Below are 17,365 nucleotides of genomic sequence, written 5' to 3'. Positions count from 1 at the left end.
ACCTTTTGTACGAATGATTTCCACTGTCCCGTCTATTTTCCCCGTTCTCCATTTTTTTACTACACAAACCTATTTTTCCTGCCGTACAGCAGCAAAAAGACATCGTCCTCATTCAGGAACGATGTCTCGGGTAAGCATGGCTTCTGCCGACGGTATGCTTCGCTCGGGCCGCCGCATCAGATACGGGTACAGCAAAATCAAGCCGCCTGCATACAGCAGGAAGGCGAAGTACGCGGGAAGCAAATGCACGAAATCGGTGTAGCCGATTTGAAAATGCACGCTGAGACCCGCCAAAAAGCCGGGCAAGCCGCCCAGCAGCAGCGTCCACCAGACCCAACGCTGGCCTTGGCCGATGCCCCATAAAGCGATGATCAGCACGGCGAGGGCGTTCGAGAACAAAGCGCCGCCGAAGCCTGCCCGATCGTGCGCGATCAGCGGGATCAAGCGCTCGTTGATGTCCGCGAGCATCTCCGCCGAAGCGCATAAATAAGCTAGGTCCGTCGGGACGAAGACGAAGGTGATTCCGACGCCTGCGATCACGACGCCACCGACGGCTAGCGCGAAGCCGAGCGTGACGAACAGCAGTTGACCCCATTGGGCGCGCCGCCAGATCCGGTCGTTCGCCACATTCGGCGGATCGTACGAAGGCCGATCCGTCCGCGCCCGCATGGACAGAATGAACATCGGCAGCAGTACCGCCGCCGCCAGCGCATGCAGCGGGTCGAAATACCCGTACCCGAGATACAGGAAAAAGCTGCTGAAGCCGACCAGACCGGAGGTCATCAAGGCCGTTTTCGTCCAATGCAGCCCTTTTCTCAGCCCGTGCCGGGCCAATTGGTAATACAAGATGCCGATGGAGATCATCGTTCCCGCCAGCGTGACCCGGTCGTGCGACATAAAGCCGAGCAGCCAGCGGTTCGCCTGTCCGAGCATCGTTTGATCCATGCCGAGATACAGCACATCGTACGGCAGCATGACCGACGTCGCCGCGATCATCCAGGCCAAAATGCCGCCGATGACCATGCCGATGCCGAGCAGGCACATCCAGCCCCAATCCCGCCAAAAGGACGCTTCCGGCGGACTCTCCGCTTCCCGCACCTTCTCGTAGATCAGCGCCTCGTTGATCCGCTTCGGCAGTCCCGGCCCGGAGTAGACGAGCCCGCTGTGAAGCTGCACGCAATCCGCTCCCGCTTCGACTGCCAACAGCGCGTCCCGAGGCTCGTGAATGCCCCCGGCCAAAACGATTGTCGGCTCCGGCCCGGCAAGCTGACGAAGCTGCTTCACCCGTTCCACGCCCGGCGCAAGGACCTCCCGCCCGATGACGAAGTCCTCGGGTGTCCGTACGGCATCGCCCACAACGATGCCTTCCCATGCCGCCGCATCCACTCGGCTGAAGAGCGCTTGCAGCCGGTCCGCCGGGTCATCCGGCGCCACGTACAGCAGCAGCGGCTTCCCCGGCGCCGCCTCCCGGGACGCCTGCCGGACCGCGCTAAGATACGCTGCCGTCTCTTCCGACGGCCAGCCCGTATCGACGCTGTCGATGTAGAACGCGGCGGCCCAAGGGGCGAGCCGCTCCATCATCTGCCGCAGCTCCGCCTGCGCCTGTTCCGGCGAAGCATCGGGCATCGGTCGCAGCCGGAACATCAGCGGCAGCCGGTGCCCCTGCTTGTGCTTCATGCGCTGGACGAGCTTTTCCAGCCCTTCGTTTGCACCGACGTCTGGATACAGCAGCGCTTCGCGGGACACTTCTCTTCGAATGGGACGGTCGTCCGTTACTTCCCCGACCGTCACCGGGCCGATCTCGATAAAGCCGAATCCGAATTGAGCAAGCGCCCGATGCGCCGTGCCGTGAGCATCCAGTCCGCCGCTGAGACCGACGGGATATTTCAGGCGCAGCCCCCCGCACGCTTCGCTTTCCAGAATCGGATGCGACTCCATATGCCCGAGCGTCTTGATGACCAGCGTTCCCCCGGGCAGTCTGCTGAGCAGGCCCATGGCGCCTAACGTGAACTCCCTCGCCGTCTCGGCGGGCAGTCCAAACAACAACGGGCGAAACAACGTCTGATACGACCAATCCGGCATGCTCTCACTCCCGTACTCCGTCATCCATATGCTGCCATTGTATCACGCGCCGGGGTTGTTTTGTCCATAGCGGGACATGATCGTCAAGCATCGGGCCTAATGGCCGTTAACCGCGCCCTTCTCCCACCGGCAAACGCTGCCGGAACTCGGTCGGCGTCTGCATGAATTTTTTGCGGAACACCTGCGTAAAATGCCGCATGTCCTGATAGCCGATCCGCTCGGCTACGTCAACGAGCCTAAGCTGCGGGTCCTGCAGCAGCTCTTTGGCCCGTTCCATCCGCAGGTGGATGACGTATTCCTTATACCCCTGACCGGTCTTTTGCTTGAAGAGCTGGCTGAAATAGACCGGATTCAAGTACACGACGGACGCCACCTTCTCCAAGGACAGGTCGCTGTGGAAATGCATGCGGATATATTGCAGCGCCACCTCAACAGGGCTGTTTCCGCAGGGCTCGCGTTCAGACGCAGCCGCGGGCGCCACCGTCCGGGAGCGCAGCCGCCTGACCTGCTCCGGCACCGATCGGATATCCGTCACCGGACCGCTGTGAACGATCTGGAACGGCACCTTCACATAGCGCTTCAAGTGGGTATGAAGCTCCTCGTGGAACGCTTCGATCGCCGTACCCGGACGCAGCGCCGCAAGCCCGAGCAGATGATGGCTGTCCAGACTGGCGGCGAATCCGTCCCCCCGCATCTCGATCAGCTCGGATAGCACGTTGTCAACGATAAAATGCTCCAGATGCGCTTTTCCCGGACTACCCAGCGCGACCAAGACCAAGTGAAACTCGGGGTAGCTCCGCTCGAAAGCCGACATGTCGAAGCGGCCGATATCGAGTCCCGCCGCCCAACGCTGGAATACCGCCTCGCGCAAATATTTCAGGTTTTGTTTCAAAAGCTGGCTTTCCGCCGAGACGGCATGCTCTTGGTGCAGCTCTTCCCGCAGCGTATGAATCAGCTCAATCAGCCGCTCCTTGCCGATCGGCTTCAGCAGGTAATCCCGGGCTCCGAGCCGAACCGCTTCCTGCGCATACGCAAATTCCGAGTGCGCGGAAATGACGACCCATTTCACCTGCGGGTGCCTGCGCCGAGTAAGCCGCATCAATTCCAGCCCGGTCATTCCCGGCATCAAAATATCCGTCAGCACGACGTCGATCCGGCAGGAGGCGAGCGTCTCCACCGCTTCCTCGGGCGAGGCGGCCAAATGCACCTCCGCGTCCGGAAACGCGCCCCGTACCGTGCGTTTGATTCCTTCCCGAATCACCTTTTCGTCATCCACAATGAGCAGCTTCATGCTTCCGTCCCCCCTTCCCCGGGCAGCGGCATCGAGATCGTCACCGTCGTTCCGGTCCCCGGCGAGCTATCGATGTGCAGCCCGTACGCTTCTCCGAACATCAGCCCCAGCCGGCGGTGCACGTTCTGCAGACCGATCCCGCCGCGCCGCGCTTCCACGGCCTTCTCCGCCGCAGCCTCTTCTCCCATCGGCACGACGTTCGTTCCGAGCGAACGCCGCAGCCGATCGAGCACACGCGGCTCCATGCCGTTTCCATTGTCTTCCACATACAACCGGAGCTGACGGTCGTCCGCCTTCGCGTAGACGCGCAACACGCCGGGGCGATCCAGCCGCTCAAGTCCGTGCTTGACCGCGTTCTCGATCACCGGCTGTAACGTCATCTTCGGCAGCCGGATGTGCTCCCACGCCGGAGCGACGTCCATTTCGACGGAGACCCTGCCTTCGAGCCGTGCTTCGATGATCGTCAGATAGTCCCGGATCTGCTCCAGCTCGTCGCGCAGCCGAACCTCGGAGGAGCCTTCCCAATGGCTGCTGTAGCGGAACATATGTGAAAGCGATAACACAACTTTGCCGAGCCATTCGTTTCCTTTTTCATCAAGCATCCAATAGATCATATCGAGCGTGTTATATAGAAAATGCGGGTTCACCTGCGATTGCAGCGCCAGCAGCTGGGCATTTTTTTCGCTGATGGACACCGCTTTGACTCTTTCGATCAATTCGTCCATCCGGTTGACCATTTGATTGAAGGACGCTACCAGGATGTTGATTTCTTCGTACGACTTGACGTGCAGCAGACCGCGGAAATTGCCGCGCTCCACCTGCCTCATCTGCTGAATGAGCCGCTTGAGCGGAGACGAAATCGTCCGCGACACGAATGTCGCCAGCGCCGTCGAGACGACGACGAGTACGGAGATGACCAGCAGCAAAAAGCGCTTCATCTGATCCTGCTCCACGTTCAGATCGGCATCCGGCGTCGAGCTGACGACCTGCCAATCCGCCATGGACGGCTTGGACGCGACGATCAGACGCCCCGCCTGCGGATCGACCCGGACCTCGCCGTCGCCGAGCGCGTCGCTCCAATAGTCCGCGACGGAAAGCTCCTTCGGCGTCTGTGCGGACACGGCCATCACCTGCCTCGCCTTCGACAAGATGTAGACCTCGCTCCGCGGACTCAAGCTCAGATTGGCAAGCCCTGACAAAATCGGCTTCGGGTCCGTCTCGATGAGTACGATGCCGATCGGCCGGTGCTCGTGCAGATCGTAGAGCGGCCGCCCGAAGGCGAACACGGGTCTTTTTTCCGCCTGATCGATGATCGAATGCTCCTTGACGCCGAACCATACCATTTCGCCGGACGATTCGCGTATGCTGCGGTACCACGAGGAATTCGCGAAGCCGGGGTCGATGACGCTCATCGAGTTGCCGTAGCTGTAGATCGCGCCCGAATTCGCCACGACATGAATGCCGATCGTATCCTCCCGCGAGTAATAGATCGCCCCGATCAAATTCGTGATCGTCCGTTCGTTGATCATGCGCAGCGCGGAATCCTGCGTCGGCGGCGCCTGCAGCAGCCGCTGCAAATCCGGGTTGCCGTTCAGCGACTTGGTCAGGCTGTCGTACCCTTTGAGCAGCAGGTCGAACAAGTCCATCGTTTGCGAAAAATTTTTTTGCGCGATCTCCCCGATCTTCTGATGCAGTTGATCTGTTGTCCGCTTGTAATACAGCGCGCTGACGATGAGCAGCAGCCCGAGCATGCAAAACAGGAACAGCAGAAACAGACGGGTATGAATGGAATGAAGACCTCGCTTCAACCGGAAACTCCCCTTTCCGTATCCTCACTGTTCCTATCATATCACGCGGGCTCGGAGGGCGAATATGGGGTTTATCCTCCGCCTGCTTCCGCTCCCTACCCCTTCACCGCCCCGGCCACCATGCCTTTCGTAATCCGTTCCGACAGCGCAAAATAGATGATGATCACCGGCAGCGCCCCAAGCACGAGCAGCGCCCCGATTGCGCCGTAATTGACCGAATATTGGCCGATAAAGCTGTTGACCCCGAACGGCAGCGTCTTGAGCTTTTCCGACGAAATGAACGTCGCCGCCAAAATGTACTCGTTCCAGATCGAAATGAACGTCAGGATGCACACCGTCATGATCGGCGGAACCGAGACCGGCATAATGATGCTGCGGAACGTCCGGTACACGCTGGCCCCGTCCATGATGGCGGACTCTTCGATTTCGTACGGGATCGATTTCATGAACCCACTCAAGACGAATACCGCAATCGGAGTCGAGAACGTAATGTAAGGCAAGATCAAAGCCAAATGCGTATTGAGAATCCCGATGTTTTTGAAAATGATCATAAGCGGCAGCAGCGTGGCCTGAAGCGGAATCATGATGCCGATCAGAAACACTGTCATGACCAGCGTGCCGTAGCGCCAGCGAAACCGCGTGATCGCATAAGCAACCATCGAGCTTAAGACGATGACCAGCGCCACCGTTACCGAGGTAACGAGCAGGCTGTTGAACAAATATTGCAGGTAATGCCCTCCCTCGTAGGCATCCTTGTAGTTCTGCCACCGCAGCTCACGGGGCAAGGAAAAGAAGCTGCCGTCCAGTATTTCTTCGTTCGTCTTGAACGAATACAGCACCAGCCAGACAAGCGGATACAATTGCGTGACGAACAGGACGGACAGGAACGGCAGCACTACGACCTTTTTCCACTTGAACGTCTTGCTCCGTGGGCGTACGGAAGTTCGCTGCACGGCCGCATTCGGAGATGAATTTATCGACATTGGAACGTCCCTCCCGCCCTTAAGATAGCTTGCTCTCGATCCGCCGGAATACCGCGTTTAACAGCAGCGTGGCGGCCAGACATTCGATGACCAAAAATACCGCCATCGCACTGCCGTACCCGTACCGCATCGACAGGAACGACATGTTGTACATGTGGGTGGACGTCACGTCCGTCGCATGGGCCGGACCGCCCCCGGTCATGACCATGATCATGTCGAACGCCTGCAGCGAGCCGATGATGGCGAGCACCAGCGAGATTTTGAAAATCGGGATGACCATCGGGAACGTAATGTAGCGGTCCGCCGTAAAGCCCTCCGCTCCGTCGATCCGCGCCGCTTCGTAGATTTCGGACGGAATGTTCTGGATGCCCGTGAACTGGATCAGCACATGGTAGCCGAGATACTGCCACAGCGCGACGAAATACAGCGCGATCATCGCCGTATTCGGATCGGTCAGCCACGGCTTCGTCCACGAATCCAAGCCGACCATCATCAGCAGTTGATTCAGCATGCCTCCGAGCGAAGCCGGGTTATAAACCGTTTTCCATAATTGGCCTACGACGACAACGGATAAAATGACTGGCAGAAAATAGCTGGAGACGAGAAAATTAGGCTTGCGCACATAACGGCTGATCAGGATGGCAACGAACAGCGCGATCGGAATCTCCGCCATGGAAAATAAAGCGAACATCAGCGTGCGGCCGACGGATGGCCAAAACACCGCATCCTTCGTAAACAGCTCCTTGAAATTATCCAGCCCGATAAACCGCGCTTCGCCGATGCCGTTCCAATCCAGCATGGCGCTGTAGAACGACACAAGGATCGGCACGAACACCAGACCGATATAGAGCAGCAGGCAGGGAAGTACGAAGACGGCGATCGTCCGCCGGGAAACCTTCATGGCATGCACGGCTCAAGGGCACCTCCTTTGGGAAAATGTGACTAGTAGAGTGGAGCATGAGATGACCAAAGTGAAACCTTTTGGTTTCGTTTTTCATGCCCGGCAAGGGAACGCGCGCCTCTCCGGCGCGCGCTGCGGCAATATTGCTGGATTCCGACTCCTAACATGAGCTGCCTCAGTCGAACATTTTCGATCTCCCTCACTTGCGGGTCGGACCCGTCGTTACTTGTTGTTCGTTTCGAAGGCGGTCTGATGCTCCTTGGCGACATCCTTCGGATCTTTTTTCTGGACGAACAAATTCTGGATGCTGGTCAGATGCGCCTGCGCCGTTCCCGGATTCATCGTGTTATCGAAGGCGAGATCGCCGCCCTGTATGTTTTTGAACAGCTCCAGGATATCCATGGCAAGCTGCGAATAGCCGGCCGCCTTGAAGTCGCCTTCCACCTTCTGCCCAATCCCGACGGCGTTCTTCATCTCGAAGGATACCTTCGGGAAGTTGACCATGAAGTAATTGAGAAATTCCTTCGTCTCCTTCAAATGCTTGCTCGTTGCCGATACGGCGAAGGCGCTGCCGGGAGCGATCATGTACTGATCAGGGTTGCCCTTGCCCCCCACGGTCGGGAACTTGAAGACGCCGATTTTGCCCTTTACGGACGAATCGTCGATCGCGCCGGTGGCCCAGGTTCCCATGATATACATCGCGCTTTTGCCCGTCTTGAACAGATTCTCTCCCGCATTGTAGTCGAACGAGGTCGCTCCTTCCTGGAACGCGCCCGCTTGCACCAGGTCCTGGAATTTGCTTGCCGCATCGGTAAATGCCGGATCGCCGAACGTCTTCTTCTTGTCCAGCACGTCCTTCAGGAAGCCGGGACCGTTATTCGTGCGAAGCAGCATGTTCATGAATAGGAACGACCCGGTCCAGCTGTCCTTTTCCCCGATGGCGATCGGCGTAATGCCTTTGGCTTTCAGCTTCTTGACGACTTCGATCATTTCTTCGAACGTCTTCGGCACTTCGACGCCCGCTTGACTGAACAGCTCTTTGTTATAGAAGACGACCGCAATATTGTTGCCGTCCGGAAGCGCATACACGTTATTGTTAAACGAATAGTAGTCGAGGATGCCTTTTTGGAACGTGTCCTTCAGCCCGTTCTGGTCGAGCATATCGTTCAGCGGTGCGAGCAGGCCCGCATCGACGAACGGCTTCATCTGGGCGGCGGGGTTCACAATCGTGATGTCCGGCACTTCCTTGGCTGCGGCTTGCGTTTTGAGCTTCAGCTTTTGCTGGTCGGTATTGAGAGAATCCAGCTCGATCTTAATATTCGGATGCGCTGCGGTGTAATCCGCGACGATCTTTTTCATGATTTTATGATTCGGTGCGGTCGGATCCGGATAAATGTTCTGGAAGGTGATCGTCACCGCGCCCGACTTGTCCTTCTCCTTCGCCGCCTCTCCGTTTGATGCCGTGCCGCTGCTGCCCGCCGCCGGTTTATTTGCGTCCGTTCCGCATGCGGCGAGACTTACGGCCAGCGATCCGGCCAAGGCGACCTGCGCCCACTTCATCGCTTTTGCCATCGTTCGTTTCCCCCTCTGGTTTAATAAGCTCATTATGGCGGATACGATCTGATCGAACAATGCATGAACTTCAGGAATGAGGTTTGATTTTTTCAGGTGGTCAGGGGGCGGGGCGGAGCCGAGGCGGGAGAAGCGAGGGTACGGCGGGACGGGGGGGAGGATGTGGGAGATGGATAGACGAGTACTTCAGGTGAACGGAGACGGGTGAAAGTAGGCGGGATGCGGGCGGGATATGAGTGAGGCGTAGTGAACGGGCTGGATACAAGTGAGCCGTAGGCATGGCATTAACAAGCGGGATGCGGCTGGTAACAAAAACGGGTAGGCGGGCATGACGGGGACTTCAGATGGTATATAGGCGAAATATGTCCCGTTGCGCGATGCAGCGCTGCAAGGCAGAGGGTTAGACCCCAGGCGGGGACGCAAGCGAGACGGAGCACCATTCCTCAAATAGAGGAACATTCGTTCCTCTAAGCTATTCAATTTAGCCGATCTGCGATAATTAGAGGAACTGTAGTGTTGCTATCGAGCCGAAATTCGTGTCAACGAAAGTTTTTCGACACGGATAGAGCACCCTACTTCCTCTATGTGCCGACAGCGTGCCAAATCCTCGAATTAGCGCATCAGAGTTCCTCTATGTTGTACCGCCGCCGCCGAAAACGAACATGTTTCTAAACGCCTCGACTCCACCTTTCCGTGGAATGCCAATCTTCGCTGCTGTAACTGCAAGAATCCCCCCGGCGAAAAATGAAAAAGCAGCCGGGCAGAAACATCCTCTGCCCGACCGCTACCTTCAACCGTCGTACAACCTACTTCTTCGCATCCTTCCCCGCTCTCGCGGCGAGCTCCTGCAAATTCCGTCCCTGCAGCGCGCCTTCGATCAGCTCGGGGAGCAGATCCGGCGTGCAGCCGAAGCATGGGATGCCGAGCTTCGCCAGCGTCTTAGCGACCTGCTCGTCATACGACGGAACGCCGCCGTCCGAAAGGGCCAGCAAGCAAAGCGCCTGCACACCTGCCGCCCGCATTTCCCCCATCCGGCGGATCAATGCAGAGCGGTTTCCGCCCTCGTAGAGGTCGGAGATCAAAATAAACAGCGTCTTCTTCGGCTCGGTGATGAACTGCTCGCAGTAGGCGACCGACTTGTTGATGTCCGTCCCGCCTCCGAGCTGAATGCCGAACAGCATATCGACGGGGTCGTCCGCGCACTGCTCCGTCAAATCGACAACCTCTGTATCGAAAACGACGACCCGGGTGTCGAGCGACGGCAGGCTGGCGAAGATCGAGCCGACCACGGAGGCGTAAATGACAGAGTCGGCCATCGATCCGCTCTGGTCGATATCCAAAATGACCGTCCATTCTTTGCTTCGGCGCGCACGGTCGAAGAAATAGAACCGCTCCGGAATCAGCCGCTTCGTTTCCGTATCGTAATGCTTCAGGTTGGCGCGGATCGTCTTTTTCCAATCCATCCCGGATAAGGACGGAAGCGGCGAATGCTTCCTGCGGTTCAAAGCGCCGGTGACGGCCTGACGGATGTCGTGCTCCAGCCTCTTGGCGATTTCCTCCACCACCGCTTTCACGAGCTGCCGTGCCGTGTCCTTCGTCTTCTCGGGAATTTTGCCGCGCAGCGCCATGAGCGTCGCGACCATACGGATATCCGGCTTCACCTGCGCCAGCGTTTCCGGTTCGAACAGCAGCTGCGTCAGCCCTTTGCGCTCGATGGCGTCGGCTTGAATAACCGAGACGATGTCCGATGGGAAAAAGGTACGAATATCCGCGAGCCATTTCGCCACCTTGGGCGAAGAGGGCCCCCGCCCCGCAGAGCGCGGCCCCGAGGAGGCGTCGGCTTCCAGCCCCATCCCCCCGGTGCCGTCGTAGATGGCCGCCAGCGCTTCGTCCAAAATTTTCGCCTCGCCGTCCAACAACCCGTCACCTTGCGCGTATTCCGCGAGCTTTTCTTCGGACGCGTCTCCGAGAATCAGTCTCCATCGTTGCAACGCTTTATTTTGTTCCGTCATCGTCTAAAAATCTCCGAAATCAAAATCGTTAAGTTCATCCAGCTTCCCTCTTTCGTCTTCGCTTAGCGGCTCCTGCAGCTGCTCCGCGGCCCCCTGTCCGTCGAGGCCCCATAGTACGCCCAACGTCTCCGCAATCGACGCTTTCTCCCTCGGCTCGAACGAGCCGAATGCCCTGCGCAAAAAAACCAGCGAACGCAGGAACGCTTCGTCTTCCAAGGACGCGATATATTCGTCGAGCTGCTGCCACAGCCCCGAGCGCGACAGCAGCGCATACCGGTTGCGCATCGACACGCCTTCGAACCAGCCCGCACCCAGCTCCGCCGGAATTCCCGGCGACAGCCGCCGCGATACTTCCTGCGAGCACTGGTCGGGGGAGATCAAATTTCGCTCCAGCAATATGGCAAAAGCAAACCCGGACAGCTTCGCGTTCCGGTCGTCCCGGGAAGCCAGCGCCCACAGCTCGGCAAGCCACCGCTCGTCGTCCACCTCTTCCGGATGCTCCTGCGAGATGCGGTGCATCTCGTTCATGCCGGTCACCATGCCGCCCGCCGCTTCATCGCTGCATACGGCCGCGTCCACGAGGAGCAGCGTCCCCCGCAAAAACAACTGCTGAAGCAGCGGCACAAAGGACGATGTATCCACCTTGCGAATATCCCCATATCGGATCAATATGGATAATTCGTTGGCCGCGGCGGCAATCTGCGCGAAGTCTCCGGCATCGACGGCCAGCCGCTGCAAGGTGAGCCTCGCTTCTTCCATCGCCTTGGGGAGTCCGCACTGGCAGGCCAAGCGGATAATCCGGGAAGCTTCCGATAGGTCCGCGCACCCTTCGAGCCGCTCGTGCAGCACAAACGCGGCGGCAAGCTCCACCGTCTCCCCTTTGAGCGTCGATTCCACCGCTTGAATCTCCGCCTCGGGGGTCCACTGGAGCACCCAGTGCTCCGCCCAAGTCGCCGCGTCCTGCCGAATCTTCTGCTGCCGCGCAAAATCGATATCGAGCAGCGCAAGCCGATGCAGAAAGACGGACCGGTGCAGATCGAGAAACGCCGCCTCTTCGCTTTTGACCCGCCGGTTCTCCCGCAAATCCAGCTCCAGATCGGCGGCGACGGCGGACTTGTACTTCTCCAGCTTCAGACGCTTCAGGTGCCGGTTCAGATCGTCTTGAATCGGCGTCTGGCTGACCCCCTCCGGCAGTGCGCCGATCGCCGTGCCGATGTCCGCGCGGGCCAGTGCCTCGGCCACCGAAGACAAGTCCCCGAACCCGAGACTGACGACGGCCGCATCCCGCAAGTCCCCCCAGGTCGGCATGCTGCCCCCGCGCAGCGAGGCGAGCGATTCGGCCAGCCGTACTCCCTCGATGACGGAAGCGGTGGAACGATGCGTCCCGCTCTCCCGCAAGGACAAGGCCACTTGCGACAAGTAAAGCGACGGCAGCCTCGCAGCGTCCTGCCGGTTCAAACAATCCCACAGCCGCTCGAAATAAGCCGGGGCCTGATTGCCCGCGCCGTAGCCGGATTGAACGGACAGCTTGTAGTACGAATACGGCATCAGCGTCAGCTTGGTGGACGAACGGGGCAGCGTGCGCAGCTCCTCGTCCGACATCGCAGGCAGCGCCAAGTCCATCGCCGAGACGTGATGCGCCCCGGTCACGACCACGATGCGGTCCGATGGCCCAACGGTATCGAGCGCCTGCCGAATCTGCCGCCGCATGTAAGCTTCACGCACCGCGTTGTAAGACGCTTCCCGCGGGTCATACGCCCGCTCTTCCTGCTCCAGCAGCTCGCGCATTTCCGCGGAGAACCGTTCGATGGCGTGACGATACGCTTCCTTGCTCGGACTATGCTCGAAATGCCGCTCCCAGTAGCTATCGTAATCCGTCTCCCCGGCCAGCTCGGCAACCCGCTCGTACAGCTCGTTCTGCCGCCGGTAAAAGGCTCTGCGTTCCGCCAGCGCATCCTGTCGACCCGTTTGACCGCTCTCGCGATCCGCCGCCGGCCCCTCCTCTCTGTCCGTTTGCTCCAAGCCCGCGCTTGCGCGTCTTGCCGCTTGCAGCGTCACCGCCGCATCGGAAGGAAGGTCGATGAACTCGGCGCGGACCCCGTTTTCCGCCGCCCACAGAAACGCTTGGTATTCGGGGGAATACGAAGCCAGAGGAAATACCAGCGTACGGACCGGAAGCTGATCGGTATAAGCAAGAATCGCAATAGGCGGCACGACGCCGCGGGAAGCGATCTGTCCGATCAAGTCTCCCGCGTCCGAAGGCCCTTCCACCAGCACGACCTGCGGGCGGATTTCGTCCAGAAACGCCCGCAGATGATAAGCGCCCGCCGGCGACAAATGGCGGATGCCAAACACATGGATTCTCCCGTCACCGCTGCTCAATCGTTCATCTCCCGGCATGCGTTGTACAGACTCCGCCATTCCGATCCCCGCTTTTTCATCACATTTTCCAAATATTCTTTCCAGGCAATACGATCCTTCTCCTCATCCTTCACAATCGCGCCTTGCAGGGCAGCAGCCAAATCCTCCTCTTGGATTTGTCCGTTACCGAAGCTGGCGGCCAGCGCCATGCTGTTCGTCAAAAGCGAGATCGCTTCCGCCGTCGAGATGACGCCGCTCGGCGATTTCAGCTTCTCCTTGCTGTCCAGCGTTGCCCCGGCGCGCAGCTCCCGGAAAATGGTAACGATCTTGCGCACCGCCTCTTCCTCCGGCAATGCTGCCTGCAGCTCGTAGTTGGCGGCAATTTCGCCGACGCGTTTGCGCACAATCTCGACTTCCGTTTCCAGACCGGCCGGCGACGGCAGCACCAGAATGTTGAACCGGCGCTTGAGCGCGGCGGACATTTCGTTGACGCCCCGGTCCCGCGTGTTCGCCGTGGCGATAATCGAGAAGCCTCTGGCCGCTGATACCTCACGGCCCAGCTCAGGGATGGAGATCGTTTTTTCCGACAAAATCGAAATCAGCGCATCCTGCACCTCGGAGGCGCAGCGGGAAATTTCCTCGAAACGGGCAATTCCGCCGCCCTCCATCGCCCGGTAAATCGGACTCTTAATCAGCGCTTCGTCCGACGGGCCATGCGCCAGCAGCATCGCATAGTTCCACGAATACCGGACATGCTCCTCGCTCGTTCCTGCCGTTCCCTGAATGACCTTGGACGAGTCGCCGTGAATCGCGGCCGTCAAGTTCTCGGACAGCCACGATTTCGCCGTGCCCGGCTCGCCGATCAGCAGCAGCGCCCGGTCCGTCAGCAGCGTCGCGACGGCAATCTCCACCAGCCGCGTGTGGCCGATATATTTGGGCGTGATATTCACGCCTCCCGCCTGGCCCCCGGTAATGAACGTAAGCACGGACCGCGGCGACAGCTGCCAGCCCGCCGGTTTCGGGTCTTGATCCGCTTCCTTCAACGCTTCCAGTTCCTTGGCGTATAGCCGCTCCGCAGGCAGCCTCAATACATTTTGCTTTTGATCCATTCGATCCATCCCGCTCCTTTGCCCATTTCCGCTTCATCGCTCGTTTTCGTTTTAAGCCGCTCCGCCACTTCCAGCACCTGCTGCTTTACGCTCTCGTAGGACAGCAGGTCCGCGAACTTCTCCAGCCTTTCGGCATAGCTGCCGGGAAGCAGTGACATCAATGCCAATTTGTCCCGGTCCAAATAATAAAACTGTCTGCCTTTCGAGCCTTCCAGCGCCTGCATCAGCAGCTCCGGGGTTTCTTCATGCCCCATCTTGAACAAGGCGAAGAACAGCGAAACCGTTCTCGGCTTCATCTGCTGCGGCGCTACCCGCACCTTTTTCAGCAAGTAATCGGTGATTTTCGTATCCGGCTCCTGAACGAAACGGCACACCAGCTCTTCTTCGTTGATGTCCAAGAACAAATGCACCCAGCGCGGGTCCCACGAAATCACGGACGAATCCTCCGCATCGCGATACACGGTCAGGGCCAGCCGCTCGGTCAAATCGTACAGCGTATTCAGCAGCTCTTTGGCCTGCGCCTGCTGTTTGTGGTGAAACAGAGGAGCGAACTGGTCGTAAACCTCCTCCGGGGACAAGCAGCGAAGCGCCGCTTGAAAGCTGTACGAAATGTGCTTTCCGCCCCACTGCCGGTACAGCGACTCCACAAACCGGTAGCCTTCCGGCCGCTGCATGTCGAGCAGAAGTCCTGCCGCATACTCTTGAACAGCCGTCGTTTCTTTGACCATAAAAGCAGGCGAGGACAGCAGCTTTTCCAAAAATACGCGCACCGCCTCGTCGTTCTTTCCTTTTAGGCATTGCACCGCCGCCGACAGCTGTTCCACCGCTTCCGTCTTCGCGGAGCTGCCGTCAAAAGCATTCAACCACGCTTCCGCCTGGTCCAGTATCCGCTGGGTCAACGCAGGATGAGAAGAAGCTTGAATCGGTTCCACCGCAAGCTCGCGGTCCTTGCCCGTCAGCGCTTCGAACAACCGGTCGGACGCCCGCCCGGTCCCCAGCCGGGATAAAGCCGACAAGGCGGCCCGCCGTACTTCTTTTCTCCTCTCGTACGACTGCTCCAGCACAACGTCCTCCTGCTCGGGGTAGTCCCCGAGAATATCCACGGCCGCGATGCGGACTTCGGCCCCGCCTTCGCCAGCCGCCTGGAGAATCAGCTCGGCATTCACCGGACCCTGCAGATGATGAATCAAATACAGCTTTCGGGCGTCCCCTTTGCCGCCCTGAAGGTTCAACTGCCGATGTAGTATTGGTATGACCGCCGGGCCGATCGACGGAATAACTTTATCGTATATAAACTCGGCGATTTCCGCATATCCGTCTTCCAAAGCGGCGACCGCAGGCATATGCGTCCGAAAATCTTGAAACAACGAGTCTTCGTATCCTTCGCGGATCACTTCCAAGCGGCCAGGTCCGCGTTCCGTCAAAGCATCGATGAGAGCCCTCATTTTCCGGTACGGGATAGCTGTTACCCCGCGCGTATCCGTCACTTGAACCTCCTCCAGCGTCCCCTGCGCCTCGGTCCGTCCTTGGGTATACAGAATGGAGTGCAGCAGGGTGCCAAGCTCCAGCAGTTTGGCGGAGGCTTGCTCGGGCTTTGCTTCCGTGACGAGCTGTACGCCATCGGCCAGCCGGTTGAACACCGGCGCGTTCTCTCCGAGCTTGCGCAGCTGAGGCAGCAGCCGGGTTAGCCGCAGGTCGCCCGTGGCGACGGAACTGCCGGCGATAAACAACCGGCGCACTTCTTGATGCAGATCGGTAAGCACCTGTAAGCTCATGGATTCTCTCCTTGTTTTAGTAAATAAATCTGACAATTTCGCTTGACGTCACGAGAGCGAGCGGCTGAGCCAGCAGCCTTCCATCGGCAAACTCGTGCTCGAACATGACCAGCATGGCCTGATCGCGCGTATCGCCGTGCTTCAGCAGTGGCAGCAGCTGCGTGCTCGGCTTGCCCAACGTCGGGATATCGCCGAGAACGATCCGTTTGCCCTGCTCGTCCTCCAATACGTAGTTCTCCCCGATCCGGCCTAGTTTGGCGTAGTGAAGCAGCATCACCGGATGTTTGTCGGACAGCGGGTTTTTTAATTGATTTTTGACCGTCTTGACCGCCTCGACATACGAACGCCGGGCATGGCTTCGGATCGTCCCGTAGTCCTCCGGCTTCATATCGCGGACAGTCATATCCTCCCAGCGCGCCCGCGGATTCAAGTCTCCCGGGTAGACGAGCAGTTCCTTTGCGGCCACGACCGAGAAGAACGAATCCTCTTCCTTCAGATGCTTCGCCGCCCGGAGCGGTCTGTAGCTGCGAACCGCAAAAATGTCGCCGCTCTGCAGCTCCATCCAAAAGCCCTCATCGACGTACTCGCCTCTTGCCTCATCCGTATACGAACGGAAAGTGAGCTGTGCCAATTCCGCCTCATGCCGGGCTAATCCGTGCTCGCGCAGCTCGGCCAACTGCCAAGCATGCCCGAGCCGTTCTTCCAAGCCGCTTTCCGTATCCGGCGGAAGCTCGGGATTTTGCTGTCTTTCCGTTAAATAGTCCCTGCTTTTCTTAATCAAAGACTGCAATACCGTTAAGCGGTCCATCGCTTCCGTGTACACGCGCTCACGGTCTTCGGACGTACGCAGGATAAAGAGCAATTCGCGAAACGCCGCCTGAACGCCGGGAATATAGTAGTTTCCAAGCTGCTTCGCTTGCTCTTCCATCATCTTGGCTGTTTTCGCATCGAGCCCTACCAGCCCGTTCTGCACAATCTGTTGAACCAGCTTTTCCAATAAGGCGATGCCTTCGAGCTGGGCGGCCCGTTTTTTAGCCAAGGCCGACTTGTTCGGTTTTCGCTTGACGACCGTCTCTTCTCCGGCGGCCGCCGCTTCCTTCTTCTTCTCTTCCCGTTTCTCCGCCTTGTCCCGTTTGTCCGCGATGTCCTGAGGAATCGCATCAATCTGAAATTCTTTACCGAGAACGTAAGCGTACATCAAGCCTAAAATATGCTTGCACGGAAATTGCCGGCTCGGGCAGCTGCAGCGGAATACGGGGCTGTCCGGCTTGACGAAATCGACGGAGCACCGGTACGGCTCCTTGCCGCTTCCTTTGCACTCCCCGAAAATGAGCGTTTCGTCCTCTGACCGGCACAGCTTCGGGAAGCTGTTTTTCTTGACGAGATCCCTGCCGTTCTTGATCGCAGCGGCATTCAATGCAACGGAATCCACATAAGCTTCTGTCATTGTAGCTATCATCGCATGCTCCTT

General features: G+C 58.7%; 11 protein-coding genes. All 11 read right to left on the bottom strand.

From position 1 onward, the window contains the following. Positions 1–108 precede the first annotated feature (108 nt). A complete protein-coding gene (locus PEL01S_RS27035) occupies positions 109–2,082 on the bottom strand; it encodes a dihydroorotate dehydrogenase (RefSeq protein WP_127462459.1) in 1,974 nt (657 codons plus the stop codon). 106 nt (positions 2,083–2,188) lie between these two features. Then, positions 2,189–3,373 carry a response regulator gene (locus tag PEL01S_RS27030; RefSeq protein ID WP_127462458.1) on the bottom strand — a complete coding sequence of 395 codons (1,185 nt, stop codon included), beginning with the start codon at positions 3,371–3,373 and terminating at the stop codon, positions 2,189–2,191. Next, positions 3,370–5,181, bottom strand: a complete 1,812-nt coding sequence (locus tag PEL01S_RS27025; protein ID WP_174807015.1) for a cache domain-containing sensor histidine kinase — start codon at positions 5,179–5,181, stop codon at positions 3,370–3,372. Before PEL01S_RS27025 ends, PEL01S_RS27030 begins: the two co-directional genes overlap by 4 nt. Positions 5,182–5,276: 95 nt before the next feature. After that, positions 5,277–6,164, bottom strand: a complete 888-nt coding sequence (locus PEL01S_RS27020; protein ID WP_231884974.1) for a carbohydrate ABC transporter permease — start codon at positions 6,162–6,164, stop codon at positions 5,277–5,279. Between the two features lie 19 nt (positions 6,165–6,183). Next, on the bottom strand, positions 6,184–7,065 hold the full coding sequence (locus PEL01S_RS27015) for a carbohydrate ABC transporter permease (RefSeq protein WP_204343788.1): 882 nt from the start codon (positions 7,063–7,065) through the stop codon (positions 6,184–6,186). A gap of 222 nt (positions 7,066–7,287) precedes the next feature. Beyond that, positions 7,288–8,637: a sugar ABC transporter substrate-binding protein gene (locus PEL01S_RS27010; RefSeq protein ID WP_127462456.1), complete on the bottom strand. Its 1,350-nt coding sequence runs from the start codon at positions 8,635–8,637 to the stop codon at positions 7,288–7,290. Between the two features lie 806 nt (positions 8,638–9,443). Then, a complete protein-coding gene (locus PEL01S_RS27005; RefSeq protein ID WP_127462455.1) occupies positions 9,444–10,649 on the bottom strand; it encodes a VWA domain-containing protein in 1,206 nt (401 codons plus the stop codon). 3 nt (positions 10,650–10,652) lie between these two features. Then, entirely contained in the window at positions 10,653–13,049 is a 2,397-nt protein-coding gene (locus tag PEL01S_RS27000; RefSeq protein WP_127462464.1) for a DUF5682 family protein, read from the bottom strand. Then, complete coding sequence (locus PEL01S_RS26995; protein WP_063186908.1) at positions 13,028–14,119, bottom strand: ATP-binding protein; 1,092 nt, start codon at positions 14,117–14,119, stop codon at positions 13,028–13,030. Before PEL01S_RS26995 ends, PEL01S_RS27000 begins: the two co-directional genes overlap by 22 nt. Beyond that, the gene (locus tag PEL01S_RS26990; RefSeq protein ID WP_127462454.1) at positions 14,095–15,894 is read right to left on the bottom strand and encodes a HEAT repeat domain-containing protein; all 1,800 of its coding nucleotides are present in this window, start codon (positions 15,892–15,894) and stop codon (positions 14,095–14,097) included. Before PEL01S_RS26990 ends, PEL01S_RS26995 begins: the two co-directional genes overlap by 25 nt. Before the next feature lie 16 nt (positions 15,895–15,910). Beyond that, positions 15,911–17,350, bottom strand: coding sequence for an SWIM zinc finger family protein (locus PEL01S_RS26985; RefSeq protein WP_127462463.1), 1,440 nt, complete (start codon positions 17,348–17,350; stop codon positions 15,911–15,913). Between the last annotated feature and the right edge of the window lie 15 nt (positions 17,351–17,365).

This window comes from Paenibacillus elgii NBRC 100335, from assembly GCF_004000865.1.
Classification (GTDB): domain Bacteria; phylum Bacillota; class Bacilli; order Paenibacillales; family NBRC-103111; genus Paenibacillus_G; species Paenibacillus_G elgii.
The sequence above is the reverse complement of the archived record's forward strand: the minus strand, read 5'-3'. Positions and strand labels throughout refer to the sequence as shown.